This is a genomic window from Aliirhizobium smilacinae (assembly GCF_006335145.1).
GTDB lineage: Bacteria > Pseudomonadota > Alphaproteobacteria > Rhizobiales > Rhizobiaceae > Neorhizobium > Neorhizobium smilacinae.
In genome coordinates, this window is record NZ_VDMN01000008.1 from 18,523 (window position 1) to 31,356 (window position 12,834).

At 61.2% G+C, this 12,834-nt stretch carries 13 protein-coding genes and 2 riboswitches; of the genes, 8 read left to right on the plus strand and 5 right to left on the minus strand.

Annotated elements, in window-relative coordinates; translation table 11 throughout:
* Positions 1-78: 78 nt before the first annotated feature.
* The 5 genes from FHP24_RS24920 to FHP24_RS24940 all read left to right on the plus strand — a co-directional run bounded on the left by FHP24_RS24920 (position 79) and on the right by FHP24_RS24940 (position 5,662).
* Complete coding sequence (locus tag FHP24_RS24920) at positions 79-1,362, plus strand: NAD(P)/FAD-dependent oxidoreductase (protein WP_139678955.1); 1,284 nt, start codon at positions 79-81, stop codon at positions 1,360-1,362.
* A gap of 82 nt (positions 1,363-1,444) precedes the next feature.
* Positions 1,445-2,986: an L-piperidine-6-carboxylate dehydrogenase gene (gene amaB, locus FHP24_RS24925; protein ID WP_139678956.1), complete on the plus strand. Its 1,542-nt coding sequence runs from the start codon at positions 1,445-1,447 to the stop codon at positions 2,984-2,986.
* 7 nt (positions 2,987-2,993) lie between these two features.
* On the plus strand, positions 2,994-3,989 hold the full coding sequence (locus tag FHP24_RS24930; RefSeq protein ID WP_139679103.1) for a P1 family peptidase: 996 nt from the start codon (positions 2,994-2,996) through the stop codon (positions 3,987-3,989).
* Between the two features lie 119 nt (positions 3,990-4,108).
* On the plus strand, positions 4,109-4,801 hold the full coding sequence (locus FHP24_RS24935) for a hypothetical protein (protein WP_139678957.1): 693 nt from the start codon (positions 4,109-4,111) through the stop codon (positions 4,799-4,801).
* 9 nt (positions 4,802-4,810) lie between these two features.
* Entirely contained in the window at positions 4,811-5,662 is an 852-nt protein-coding gene (locus FHP24_RS24940; protein ID WP_139678958.1) for an alpha/beta hydrolase, read from the plus strand.
* Here FHP24_RS24940 and cobD read toward each other — a convergent pair.
* Positions 5,659-6,687: a threonine-phosphate decarboxylase CobD gene (cobD, locus tag FHP24_RS24945; protein ID WP_246091936.1), complete on the minus strand. Its 1,029-nt coding sequence runs from the start codon at positions 6,685-6,687 to the stop codon at positions 5,659-5,661. The genes FHP24_RS24940 and cobD overlap by 4 nt on opposite strands.
* A gap of 4 nt (positions 6,688-6,691) precedes the next feature.
* On the opposite strand from cobD, the gene cbiB reads away from it, so the two are divergent.
* Complete coding sequence (cbiB, locus tag FHP24_RS24950; RefSeq protein ID WP_139678959.1) at positions 6,692-7,657, plus strand: adenosylcobinamide-phosphate synthase CbiB; 966 nt, start codon at positions 6,692-6,694, stop codon at positions 7,655-7,657.
* Here the strand turns inward: cbiB and FHP24_RS24955 are convergent.
* Genes FHP24_RS24955 through FHP24_RS24970 form a run of 4 tightly spaced genes read right to left on the minus strand, consistent with a single transcriptional unit; the run spans position 7,641 to position 10,692 of the window.
* Entirely contained in the window at positions 7,641-9,098 is a 1,458-nt protein-coding gene (locus FHP24_RS24955) for a cobyric acid synthase (protein WP_139678960.1), read from the minus strand. The two genes, cbiB and FHP24_RS24955, sit on opposite strands and share 17 nt — an antisense overlap.
* Before the next feature lie 3 nt (positions 9,099-9,101).
* Complete coding sequence (cobO, locus tag FHP24_RS24960; protein ID WP_139678961.1) at positions 9,102-9,716, minus strand: cob(I)yrinic acid a,c-diamide adenosyltransferase; 615 nt, start codon at positions 9,714-9,716, stop codon at positions 9,102-9,104.
* A complete protein-coding gene (locus FHP24_RS24965) occupies positions 9,713-10,486 on the minus strand; it encodes a CbtA family protein (RefSeq protein WP_139678962.1) in 774 nt (257 codons plus the stop codon). The genes cobO and FHP24_RS24965 overlap by 4 nt, the downstream gene beginning before the upstream one ends.
* A 29-nt stretch (positions 10,487-10,515) precedes the next feature.
* Positions 10,516-10,692 (minus strand): CbtB domain-containing protein, encoded by a 177-nt coding sequence (locus FHP24_RS24970; RefSeq protein ID WP_139678963.1) that lies wholly within the window; start codon positions 10,690-10,692, stop codon positions 10,516-10,518.
* Between the two features lie 37 nt (positions 10,693-10,729).
* Positions 10,730-10,960, minus strand: a riboswitch (cobalamin riboswitch).
* A 60-nt stretch (positions 10,961-11,020) separates the two neighbouring features.
* Positions 11,021-11,250, plus strand: a riboswitch (cobalamin riboswitch).
* A gap of 102 nt (positions 11,251-11,352) precedes the next feature.
* On the opposite strand from FHP24_RS24970, the gene FHP24_RS24975 reads away from it, so the two are divergent.
* Positions 11,353-11,781, plus strand: a complete 429-nt coding sequence (locus FHP24_RS24975) for a DUF1636 family protein (protein ID WP_139678964.1) — start codon at positions 11,353-11,355, stop codon at positions 11,779-11,781.
* Complete coding sequence (gene cobW, locus FHP24_RS24980) at positions 11,778-12,815, plus strand: cobalamin biosynthesis protein CobW (protein ID WP_139678965.1); 1,038 nt, start codon at positions 11,778-11,780, stop codon at positions 12,813-12,815. The genes FHP24_RS24975 and cobW overlap by 4 nt, the downstream gene beginning before the upstream one ends.
* The last annotated feature ends 19 nt before the right edge of the window (positions 12,816-12,834 follow it).

Genomic DNA, 12,834 nt, shown 5'->3' on the forward strand with positions numbered 1-12,834 from the left:
CCTAATGAGATTATGTCGATATTCATCGGGAAATCGCCTCTGTAAAGTCGGGCAAACAATAAAATTCGGGAACTTTTCATGCTGAACGATCCACGCTCGCACGGCCTCTGGGAGAGGACCGCGCCGCCCGCACCTGTAACTATGCCCCTCAAGGGAAATATTGCTGCCGACGTAGTGATCGTGGGCGGCGGATATACCGGCCTGTCTGCCGCGCTGCATCTGGCCGAGCGCGGCACTGATGTCGTGCTTTTGGAAGCCACCGAGATCGGCTTTGGTGGCGCCGGGCGTAATGTCGGCCTGATTAATGCCGGCATGTGGGTGATGCCCGATGACTTTCCGAAAGAACTCGGCGACCAGTACGGCGAACGCGCGCTCGACCTGTTGGGCAATGGCCCATATCTCGTACGCGAACTGATCGAGAAACACGGCATAAGCTGCGAGCTGGAGACCAATGGCACGTTGCATTGTGCCGTCGGCGCGGAAGGCATGACGGAACTGGAGGAGCGCGCTCGCCAATGGCAAAAGCGCGGCGCCCCGCTGACAATACTCGATGCAGCCGAGACCGAACGCCGGATCGGCACGAAAGCCTATGCCGGATCGCTGCTCGACATGCGCGCTGGCACGCTGCAGCCGCTCGCTTATGCCCGTGGACTGGCGCATGCCGCCGTCAAGGCAGGGGCGAAACTTCATACCGGCAGCCCTGTCATCTCCACCGGCGAGGCAAACGGCAAAAAGATCGTCAGCACGGCGCAAGGCGAAGTTTCCGCCGACTGGGTGATTGTCGCCACCGACGCCTATTCGACAGGTCCGTGGGCGCAAGTGAGACGCGAACAGGTCCACCTCCCCTATTTCAACCTGGCAACCAAGCCGCTTTCCGCCAACCTGCGCCGCTCGATCCTGCCCAATTGTGAAGGATGCTGGGATACGAAGGAGGTGCTCTCCTCCTTCCGTATGGATCAGGCCGGACGGCTGGTTTTTGGCTCGGTCGGCGCATTGCGCGGCACCGGCAACACGGTTCACAAGGCCTGGGCGCGCCGCTCGTTGAAACGGCTTTTCCCGCAGCTGGGTGACGTGGAATTCGAGGCCGAATGGTATGGCAAGATCGGCATGACGGACAATGCGCTGCCGCGTTTTCACAAGTTCGGCCAGAACGTCATCGGTTTTTCCGGCTATAACGGCCGTGGCATTTCACCCGGCTCAACATTCGGCAAGGTCCTGGCCCGCCATATCCTGGGCGAGATCACCGAAGCGGATCTGCCGCTGCCGCTGACCCCGGTAACGGAACCGGGTTTCCGCCCGATGAAGGAAGCCTATTACGAGGCAGGGGCCCAGATCGCCCATTTTGCCACCGAACGCTTCTGAAATGACACCCCGTCGGCAGGCGTGTTGCGAAAACGCTACCGACTTGTAGATTGACCCCCAAATCAGACACCCGGAGACCGACATGACGCTCGCCAAACTCGACCTCGCCGCCGAAGTGGACAAGATCTTTGCCGATCTCGGCGTCGCATCCGACAAGTACAGGGGCGGCACGCTCACCGTCCGTTCGCCGATATCCGGCACCGAAATCGGCAAGTTGCCTGAAATAAGCGCCACTGAGGCAAAAAAGGCCATCGACGCAGCTCATGAAGCCTTCCTGGAATGGCGTCTTGTGCCTGCTCCCAAGCGCGGCGAACTGATCCGGCTGCTCGGCGAGGAACTGCGCGCGGGCAAGGCCGCCCTCGGCCGCCTCGTCTCGATCGAAGTCGGCAAGGTGACCTCCGAAGGTCTCGGCGAAGTGCAGGAAATGATCGACATCTGCGATTTCGCAGTTGGTCTTTCCCGCCAGCTCTACGGCCTGACGATCGCCACCGAACGTTCCGAACACCGGATGATGGAAACCTGGCATCCGCTGGGCGCCATCGGCATCATTTCCGCCTTCAACTTCCCGGTCGCCGTCTGGTCGTGGAATGCGGCGCTTGCCATCGTCTGCGGCAATTCCACCATCTGGAAGCCGTCGGAAAAGACGCCGCTGACGGCGCTCGCCACCCAGGCGATCTTCGACAAGGCACTTGCCCGTTATAACGCCGATGGCGGTAAAGCACCGAAGAACCTGTCGACGCTTCTGATCGGCGGCCGCGAGATCGGCGAAGTGATGGTCGACCACGAAAAGGTGCCGCTGGTTTCCGCCACCGGCTCGACCCGTATGGGCCGCGAAGTCGGACCGAAGCTGGCGCAGCGTTTTGCCCGCTCGATCCTCGAACTCGGCGGCAACAACGCCGCGATCGTCACCCCGACGGCCGATCTCGACCTGACGCTGCGTGGCGTCGCATTTTCCGCCATGGGTACGGCCGGCCAGCGCTGCACGACGTTGCGCCGCCTCTTCGTCCATGACAGCGTTTATGATGCGCTGGTTCCGCGCCTTTCCAAGGCCTATCAGTCGGTTACGATAGGCTCGCCGCTGACGGACGGAAATCTCGTCGGTCCGCTGATCGACAAACAGGCTTTCGACAAGATGCAGGCGGCCCTCGACGCGGCCAAGGCTGCTGGCGGCACGGTTGTCGGCGGCGAGCGCGTGCTCGACGGCGAAGCGGCCGATGCCTATTACGTCCGCCCGGCAATCGTCGAAATGCCGGCCCAGACTGGCCCGGTGAAGGACGAAACCTTCGCGCCTATCCTCTACGTGATGAAATATTCGACCTTCGATGAGGCGCTTGCCCTGCACAATGACGTGCCGCAGGGCCTGTCTTCCTCGATCTTCACCAACGACATGCGCGAGGCGGAAACCTTCGTTTCCGCCCGTGGTTCGGACTGCGGCATTGCCAACGTCAATATCGGCCCGTCCGGTGCCGAGATCGGCGGTGCGTTCGGCGGCGAAAAGGAAACCGGTGGCGGTCGCGAATCCGGTTCCGACGCCTGGCGTGCCTATATGCGCCGCGCCACCAACACACTGAACTACGGACGCACCCTGCCGCTGGCGCAGGGCGTCAAGTTCGACATCGAGTGATGTGAGCATCGTGACGGACCTCAATCTTCTCACCGATATCGAGGGCGTGGCCGTTGGCCATGCCACCGATCTCGTGCTCGGCTCGGGCGTCACGGCAATCATCTTCGACACGCCGGCGATTGCCTCCGGCTCGGTTCTCGGCGGTGCGCCGGGCGGGCGTGATACAGCCCTTCTCGATCCGTCGATGACGGTTCAGGCTGTCGATGCCTTCGTGCTGTCAGGTGGATCCGCATTCGGTCTCGATGCCACTGGTGGCGTGCAGGCCGGTTTGCGCCAGATCGGCCGTGGCCTTGAAGTGGGGTCGACAAAAGTGCCGATCGTGCCGCAGGCGATTCTGATGGACCTTTTGAACGGCGGCAACAAGGACTGGGGCCTGCACTCGCCCTATCGCGACATGGGCTATGATGCCTTTCTGGCCGCGGACAAGGGGGCTTTTGCGCTCGGCACGGTCGGTGCAGGAACAGGCGCCACGACAGCGACCTTCAAAGGCGGCATCGGCTCGGCCAGCGGCGTGACACCTTCGGGCCACAGGATCGCCGCCCTCATTGCCGTCAATGCCCTGGGCTCGGCAACCATTGGCGATGGCCCGCATTTCTGGGCTGCTCCCTTCGAGAGACACGGCGAATTCGGCGGCCTCGGCTTTCCGCACCACTTCACCGACGATGACACGGCATTGCGCATCAAGGGCGTCAAGCTGAAGGCAACGACGATCGGCGTGATCGTGACCGATGCCGTGTTGACCAAGGCGCAGGCGCATCGCCTCTCGATCATGGCGCATGACGGGCTCGCTCGTGCCGTGCTGCCGGCGCACCTGCCCGGCGATGGCGACACGATGTTTTCCGCAGCCACCGGGAAAAAACCGCTGCAGGATCCCACGGCTTTCGCCGAACTCTGCCATCTGACGACAGTGGTGACCGCCCGCGCCATCGCCCGCGGCATCTACGAGGCGACCGCACTGCCGGTCGCAGGCGCGCAAGCGGCATGGCGGGACACCAATCAATAACCTTTGGTTGTATTTATTTATATTGCAACCAATAGAGAATTACTTCACTCTCCTCTCATTAGAGAATGTCGCAGGGAAACGCTGCCAAAAGGCATCGCGGCTGCCAGATGGGGGATCTTATGAGCATTGCGGAAATCGGGAGCATCGACCTCGGTCAATTCGGCACCGCCCTGTCGGCCGTTGCCGCCTTAGGCACGGCGTCATTCGGGCTTGTTGACGTAACCAAACCTTTTAACGGCGGCATTTCCAATGTCGGCTATCATTTCATCAGGTCCGCGTTTCAGCCTTTTGAACCGGCTCTCAAGACGATCAACGCCGAAGATCCATTTGCCGTCGTAAAGGCAAACTGGTTGAACGGAATGGACAAGGCCGAGCAGAAGGCGACCGCGAGAAATCTGATCAGGCTGGGCTTTAACTCCAGGACGGCCGCAACGATTGCCGGCAATGTGCTTCCGAATGACGACGATCTTCTTACCACCATTGCCCGGAAGATAGACAGTGGCGAGACGCCGAACGAAACGGAACTGGCTGTGCTGGCCCGTTTCGATGCGATCATAGACGCCCGGCTGGACGCTGCCTTCGAGCGAGCCGAACAGCAGTATCGCAACACGTCACGGTTCGTTGCCGCGGCGATTGCGATCGTTCTGGCTGAAGTGGGCATGGCCGTTGTTACATATCCTGAATTCGGGCCTTCGCACTTCATTCTGGCCTTGCTGATCGGCCTGGTTGCCGTTCCGGTTGCCCCCATTGCCAAGGATCTGTCCTCGGCCATTTCAAAGGCGGCATGGGCCTTTAAGGCCGTAAGGGGATAGAGCCTCGCTGTGACGCTATTCCTCAACTTTCGGGTTTCACCGATTGGCGGTGCCATCGCAACGACGCCGGCCATACAAAAGAGCGATACCGACTTTGCCCTGTCTCCGATAAGACCGGATATATTCAGGCAGCAGACCGCCGGCCACGACATCCTTTTCGTCATTCACGGCTACAACAATAGGCAGAGCGACGGAGTGCATGCGCTCACCCGGCTCGAAGCAGTTCTCAACCTGCCGCCTTCTGCGGTTTTCATCGGTATTTTATGGCCGGGCGACTCCTATGCCGGCTTCATCAGCTATCCGGTGGAGAAACCAACAGCGAACCTTACGGGCAAGAAACTGGCAGCGTTCTGCAACCGTGACCTGGGACAGGCAGCAAGCTTATCCTTCGCCAGTCACAGTCTGGGTGCCCGCGTTGCTTTAGAGACGATCAGGCGGCTGGAGCGCGAAACACGGTCCGCCTGCCTGATGGCTGCGGCCATAGAGCGGACCTGCCTCGAAAAGGAGTATGCCGATGCGTTCAAGAAAACCGGGCACATCTATGTTCTGGCGTCCGAAAAGGATCTCGTACTTCGCCTGGCTTTTCCGTTCGGCAACTTCTTTGGCCATGTCCTGGACCCGACCAGCAGTCCGCTTTCCGGCGCACTCGGTTTCCGTGGACCTCCAAGGGCAATCGGCAATACAGTACAACCCTGGCAGATCAACAAGGCGCTGAATTACGAGCATGACGAATACCTTCCGCCCTCGGGCGCCGAACCAGAATTTCCGGACCCCAAAGGCACCTGGATTGAACCGGCTAGCTTCATTCGCCGCGCTTTCAACCTCGAGCGGCAGACCTGGCCTCTCTTAGGGACTGGTTAGCTCCTAGCGAAACACGCCAGAGCCTGCTCCAGCCGCGCCCAGCCATCTTCACCCGGCAACCCGATCCTCAGATCGTCCGGGCGTTCGTCGAAGCGGCGGGTGATAATGCCGTGATCGCCGAGATGCCGATAGAGTGCCTGTGCGCGCGGATGGCGGACGAGGCGGAATAGCGACGTCCCTCCGAAAACCGTGATATTGGCACCGCACAGCAAGTTCTGAAGCTTTGCGGCATCGTCTTTCAGCCTTTGCTGCATCTTCATCTGCCAGGAATGATCAGCCAGCGCCTCGCTTGCCACATGCAGAGCCGGACCTGAAACCGCCCAGGGGCCGAGCCTTGCCTCGACCGTCCGGACGACGTCGGGACGGGAGATCGCAAAACCGAGCCTCAATCCCGCCATGCCGTAAAACTTGCCGAAGGAGCGCAGGACGAGAAGGCCGCCGTCATTGACCATATCGACCACGCTTTCGGCTTCTGAAACATCGATGAAAGCTTCATCGACGATCAAAAGCCCGCCCTTCTCGCGCATGATCACGGCAAGAGACAGCAGATCATCCTTCGCAACGATGCGGCCGGTCGGATTGTTGGGATTGATGATAACCGCAAGATCCGCCGTTCCGAGTTTCTCGAAATCATCGGTTTCGATGACGGTAAAACCGGCCAGTTTTGCCGCGCGGGCGTGTTCGGCATAGGTAGGCGACAGGATGGCCGCCCTGCGTCCCTCGACTAGCGAGGCGACGATCGGCAACAGGATCTGCGTGCCCGGTCCTGCGGCGACATGCGCCGCGGACGGCGCGTGATAGGCGCTGGCAGCGATCACCTTCAGCTCGTCGAGCGATGTCGGCTCCGGCAGACGTGCAAAAACATTGCCGGGGATCGGCGAATGCGGGTAGGAATGCGGGTTGATGCCAGTCGAAAGATCGATCCACGGCTCGGGTGCCTGAGGAAACAGCGCACGCGCCTTGGCGAGATTACCGCCGTGCTGGATCAAATCGCCAACGACATCTTCATTCCTTGGGTTTGCCACAGCAATGTTCCTTCTCGCATTCCTCGCGCTGATCGTGGAGCGCCTCACCGGTTATCCGGACTGGCTGTTCAAATTGATCGGCCATCCCGTCACATGGATCGGCCGGCTGATATCGCAACTCGACACTCGATGGAACCGCGACACCGATGATTTCGAGATCCGCAAACGCATGGGCATTGCGGCACTGGCCGTTGTCATAGTCGTCGTCATTCTGATTGCGGCGGTCCTGCAGGACGTGCTGCTTGTCATTCCCTTGGGGCCGATTTTGCTCATCCTGATCGCCGCGAGCCTCCCGGCGCAGAAAAGTCTGGAACGACATGTTCGGGAGGTTGCCTCTTCTCTCAAGCATGGCGGACTGCCGGCCGGCCGCAGGGCCGTGTCCAGAATTGTCGGACGCGACGTGCAGGACCTTGACGAGGCGGCCATCTGCCGGGCGGCGATTGAAAGCCTGGCGGAGAATTTTTCCGACGGCGTGGTAGCGCCGGCCTTCTGGATGGGGATCGGTGGACTGCCTGCCGGTGCTGCCTACAAGGCGGCCAATACCGCCGACAGCATGATCGGCCACCGTTCGCCGCGCCACGAGGCCTTCGGTTGGGCTGCCGCACGTTTCGATGACGTCATCAACCTGCCGGCTTCGCGCCTGACAGCTGTACTTTTCGTAGCCGCTGCATTTTTTGTCCGCGATGCGTCGCCCCTCAATGCCATCAAGGCGATCCGCCGGGATGCCAAGCACCATCGCTCGCCGAATGCCGGTTGGCCCGAGGCTGCGATGGCGGGCGCGCTGGGCATCGCGCTTGCCGGCCCCCGCAGTTATGGCGGGCAGATGATCGAAGCGAGCTATATGGGAGAAGGCGGCCGGCGCGAGCTGGTCTATGACGACATCCATGACGCCCTGAAGATCGCGCGTATCGCAGATGCGCTGCTGATCGGCCTTTTCGGCGTCCTGGCATTTTTCATGTGGCAAGTCTGAGCAACCCGGTAAGATCGAGATGCCGTTCCATATGGGCGGCAAGACGATCGAGAATGGCATCGACATTGGCCTCGTAATCGAGGCCGGAGGACGAGCCGCCGAGACGGACAAGCCAGGCTGAGCGCTGCCGGTCATCGGAAAACAGCCCGTGGACATAAGTGCCGACAACCCGGCCATCCGCCGACGATGCACCTTCGGCATGACCGCCAATCGTAGAGAACGGCCGGGCACAATCCACACCGGATGTGCGGCCGATATGCATTTCATAGCCGGAAAAGGACATCCCGTCGAAGCTTGTGCCCCGCACTGCTTCCAGCCGTTTGGCACCTGAAAGGACCGTTTCCACATCGAGCAGACCGAGCCCACCGACCGAACCGGGCGGCCCCTCCGTGCCTTCCGGGTCCGACACCGTCCGGCCGAGCATCTGGTAACCACCACAGAGACCGAGCACCCGCCCGCCGCGGCGATGATGGGCTGCGATATCGACATCGAATCCGGCCTCACGCAGCGCTACGAGATCCGAGATGGTGGCCTTGGAGCCGACCAGGAGAACGAGATCGCAATCACCGGGAATGGCTTCACCGCGGCGCACACGGATCAGCTCCACATCCGGCTCGGCTTCCAGCGGGTCGAGATCGTCGAAATTGGAAATATGCGGCAGGATCGGCACCGCGATGCGGATTTTGGCATCCGGTTTGCGGGCGAAGGACTGGGAAAGACCCAGCGCATCTTCGGCCGGCAGAAGTGCGGCATCGGCAAAATGCGGCAGAAGCCCGATTGACTGCCAGCCGGTGAACCGGCCGATCAGATCCATGCCTTCGGCAAATAAAGCCGGATCACCGCGGAAACGATTGACGATGAAACCGCGGATCATCGCCGCGTCTTCGGCATCGATCACCAGTTTCGTGCCCGCAAGGCTGGCGATGACGCCGCCGCGGTCGATATCGCCGATCAGCACGACCGGCACATCGGCCGCGCGGGCAAAACCCATATTGGCGATATCGTTCCGGCGCAGGTTGATTTCCGAAGCACTGCCGGCGCCCTCGACCAGAACCAGATCGGCATTCGCCCGAAGGAGTTCGAAACTCTCCAGCACGCGCGGCAGCAGCTTCGGCTTCAGATGCTGGTATTCGGAAGCCCTGGCATTGCCTTCGACACGGCCTTGTACCACGACCTGGGAGCCGACCTCGCTCTGCGGTTTGAGCAGTACCGGGTTCATGTGCACGCTGAGCGGCACGCCGGCCGCCCGTGCCTGCAGCGCCTGTGCCCGGCCGATCTCGCCGCCATCGGCGGTGACGGCCGCATTGTTCGACATGTTCTGCGGTTTGAAAGGCATGACCTTCAGGCCACGCAAGGTGAAGGCGCGGGCAAGACCGGCCACGACCAGCGACTTGCCCACGTCCGAGCCCGTTCCCTGGAACATCAGCGAGCGAGCAACCATGGTTCAGAACTCGATGCCGGCCTGAGCCTTTACGCCCGCCTTGAAGTGATGCTTGACCAGCGTCATCTCGGTGACGAGATCGGCAGCCTCGATCAGTGGCGGCTTGGCATTGCGGCCGGTGACGACGACATGCAGATCCGGACGGCGGCTCTGAAAGCTGGCCACGACCTTTTCGAGATCGAGATAATCATAACGCAGCGCGATATTGAGTTCGTCGAGAATGACGAGGCCGATCGTTTCGTCAGCCATCAGCTCGAGCGCCTTCTCCCAGGCTTTTTCTGCGGCCGCAATATCCCGCTTCAGGTCCTGGGTTTCCCAGGTAAAGCCCTCGCCCATCGTGTGCCAGACAACCCGATCGCCGAACACGGCAAGCGCCGGCTGTTCGCCGGTCGACCAGGCGCCCTTGATGAACTGAACGATGCCGACGCGGCGATTGTTGCCGAGCATCCGGAGAGCCAGCCCGAAGGCAGCCGTCGACTTGCCCTTGCCGGGGCCGGTATGGACAATGAGAAGACCCTTTTCCAGGGTCTTCTCGGCGACTTCGGCATCCTGAACCGCCTTGCGGTTGGCCATCTTGGCGCGATGACGTTCCTCGGCGGTTTCATCTACAGTCTTCAACGCGCTGCAAGCTCCCTTTCGGTTGTCAGCGAAACCTGCTCTCCGCTGCGAAACTTCTCTCGCAGCAGGCCGGCAATGGCTCCGAGCACCGCCCAGAAGATCAGGTTCGTCGCATAAACGGCATTGACGAAGCGGGCATAGAGCTCGATCGGCACCGCCGTTTCATGGGTTGGCGGCAAAGGCGCGCCGACCAGATGCGGCGCGACGAGAAGCACGATCGCCAGAGCCGCAAGCAGGGCCGAGCGGGTATAGACGAGAAGGCCGAGACCCGCCGCAGTGCAGATCGCGGTCGAAATCCACCACACCTGACGCGGCCCGAGATCGGCGGCCGGCATGCCCGGCAATTCCGGCGGCAGGCCGAGACCAGGCGCCAGGCTGACGGTAAGGAAGCCGGCAATGCCGAACATCAAACCGCCGCGCCATCCACCGAAACCGCCAAGAGCTTCGGCGATGGCGATCGCAACCAGCGCGAAACCGATTGCGGCTAGCACGTCTGCGGAAGCGGTATAGATGAACCGCTCGAAACCGTCGGCAGGCGCCCAGGCTTCTTCGTCATGGTGGTGATCGGCAACGACCGGTGCCGCGGTTCCCGCAGCAGGCGCCGCGTCATGCGAATGGCTATGCCCAGCCTCTTCGCCGCCGGCATTTTCATAGGTTTCCGCCTGCAGGATCAGCGGTACGGTGGAAAAACTCTGCATCACGGTCATCAGCAGCCCGGACAAAAGCCCGGCGACCACCGCCGTGAAGACGATGTTACGAAATAGCGACATTTGGAAAATCCCCTCGGTGGCGGGCTATATCAATGGCAGGGAAAGGCCAGCGAATGGCGCGTATCATGGGCGGCGTTATGCACGACTTCCAGATGCGAAAAGCCGACGAAACCGACCATGAAAAGGCCGAGAAGGGCCGACATGCCGAGAGGAATGATTTTCGATGTCGAGACGCTGACTGCACCAGCAGCAGAATTCGTAACCATGGACTTGTCCTTCTGCCCTCCACCCGAGGGCTGTTCTTGATTGCCGATGTCTCTGGCAGGTCTCCTGGCTCGCGGATCGAACGCCTTTCACCCGCCTTCCCAGATGGATCCTTGGCAGGATCTCTCCAGTGGCGTGACGGCCGGATGGCCGTTTTGGGTGAAGGCTTTCCGCTTACAGTTGCGGGGGCAGCCGCGGGTTTGACGAAAAAACCGTCGCACCGCATTCCCTTGGGTAACCCTTGCGGGCACCAAAGACAGGCTCACTATAGACAATTCGGTAACATCGGCAATCGCCTTTGCGACATTGACAGTTTGGCCACGGAACGCTTACTTGAGCCCTCAAGACGGTCCCTTACCGGCAACGGCAGGGGCTAAGAGAGAATGCGGTGCGGACGGTTAAGTAACAGTCCAATGCCGCGGCTGCCCCCGCAACTGTGTGCGGCGAGCCAATCCGCCAAGAACGCCACTGGGAAAATCCGGCCACGGATCGATCCGGGAAGGCAGGTGGGATGGTGACGACCCGCGAGCCAGGAGACCTGCCGTTTGAAAATCATGCTTTTCCGGGCGGGGTGCTCCGGCGGAAGCTTCGTTATCGCTGCGGGATGGCTTGCCGTCCTGCTCCGCACCCCGATTTGAACAACCCGGCGGTACTGCGGCCCGATGACCGATGAAGCGCGAAAAGACGAGAACGATGCGACCGCTGACGGCAATGCCGGCGACGTGGACGTGACGATCTTCGTCTGCACCAACTGCCGCGAAGCGACCGATAGCGAGGCCCGGCCCGGTATCGGCCTGATGCAAGCCTTGAAACAGGCGGCAGAAGGCAAGCCGCTCGCGGTCAAGCCTGTAACCTGCCTTGCCAATTGCGACAAGAGCCCGAGTGCGGCCTTCAATCATCGGTCCGGCTGGTCCTATGTCTTCGGCCATCTCTCCACCGGCAATGTCGATGACATCGTCACCGGCGCGATGATGCTGGCTGAGGACGAGCGCGGTTTCCTGCCCCTTCGCGGCCGTCCGATGTGCCTGCGCGGCAAGGGCATGACCGCCCGTATTCCCCCCTTTCATCACCACGAGGACATGCCTTCATGAGCGTCAATTTCGATCGAGTCCCCTGCACCGTCGTCACCGGCTTTCTTGGCGCCGGCAAGACCACGCTGATCCGCAACCTGATCGAAAAGCTCGACGGCAAACGGCTGGCGATCATCGTCAACGAATTCGGCGATGTCGGCATCGACGGCGAAGTGCTGAAGGGTTGCGGCATCGAAAGCTGCCCGGAAGACAATATCATCGAGCTTGCAAACGGCTGCATCTGCTGCACGGTCGCCGATGATTTCGTGCCCGCGATCGACCAGATTCTGTCCCTGGAACCGCGCGTCGATCATATCCTGATCGAAACCTCCGGTCTGGCTCTGCCGAAGCCGCTGGTTCAGGCCTTCCAGTGGCCGGCCGTGAAGGCGCGCGTGACCGTAGATGCGGTTATCGCCGTGGTCGATGGCGTGGCGCTGGCGGAAGGTCGTGTCGCCGACGACCATCATGCGCTCGAGGCACAGCGCAGCCAGGACGATTCGATCGATCACGACGATCCGATCGAAGAGGTGTTCGAAGACCAGATCGCCTGTGCCGACATGATCGTGCTGACCAAGACCGACCTTCTCGACCAGGCATCCCTCGCTGCTGCCAAGGGCCGCATTCAGGCGCATCTGCCACGCGCGGTAAAGATCGTCCCGGCAGCGAACGGCGCCGTCGATCCCAGCGTGCTGATCGGTCTCGGCCTTGCCGTCGAGGATGATATCGAAAACCGCAAGACCCATCACGATGACGAGCTGGACCACGACCACGACGATTTCGACAGCTTTGTCATCGATCTGGCCACTGTGACCGATCCTGAAGCGCTTGCCGCCCGTATCTCCGCCACGGCGGAAGCGGAAAACGTACTGCGCATAAAGGGCTTCATCGACGTCGCGAACAAGCCGATGCGCCTGCAGGTTCAGGCGGTAGGATCGCGCGTGAACCATTATTTCGACCGCGCCTGGGCACAAGGCGAAACCCGCCAGAGCCGCCTCGTGGTGATCGGCGAAAAGGGCATCGACCGCGCCGCGATCGAAAAGATGCTGGCGGCTTAAAGCCGCCGGTCGAGGAGAA

What these genes read in the sequence shown, in the direction of transcription:
- FHP24_RS24955 (WP_139678960.1), bottom strand. Translation starts at nt 9,098, where the DNA reads ATGGTTGCTCGCTCGCTGATGTTCCAGGGAACGGGCTCGGACGTGGGC.
- amaB (WP_139678956.1), top strand. Translation starts at nt 1,445, where the DNA reads ATGACGCTCGCCAAACTCGACCTCGCCGCCGAAGTGGACAAGATCTTT.
- FHP24_RS24935 (WP_139678957.1), top strand. Translation starts at nt 4,109, where the DNA reads ATGAGCATTGCGGAAATCGGGAGCATCGACCTCGGTCAATTCGGCACC.
- cbiB (WP_139678959.1), top strand. Translation starts at nt 6,692, where the DNA reads ATGTTCCTTCTCGCATTCCTCGCGCTGATCGTGGAGCGCCTCACCGGT.
- cobW (WP_139678965.1), top strand. Translation starts at nt 11,778, where the DNA reads ATGAGCGTCAATTTCGATCGAGTCCCCTGCACCGTCGTCACCGGCTTT.
- FHP24_RS24970 (WP_139678963.1), bottom strand. Translation starts at nt 10,692, where the DNA reads ATGGTTACGAATTCTGCTGCTGGTGCAGTCAGCGTCTCGACATCGAAA.
- FHP24_RS24965 (WP_139678962.1), bottom strand. Translation starts at nt 10,486, where the DNA reads ATGTCGCTATTTCGTAACATCGTCTTCACGGCGGTGGTCGCCGGGCTT.
- FHP24_RS24920 (WP_139678955.1), top strand. Translation starts at nt 79, where the DNA reads ATGCTGAACGATCCACGCTCGCACGGCCTCTGGGAGAGGACCGCGCCG.
- FHP24_RS24975 (WP_139678964.1), top strand. Translation starts at nt 11,353, where the DNA reads ATGACCGATGAAGCGCGAAAAGACGAGAACGATGCGACCGCTGACGGC.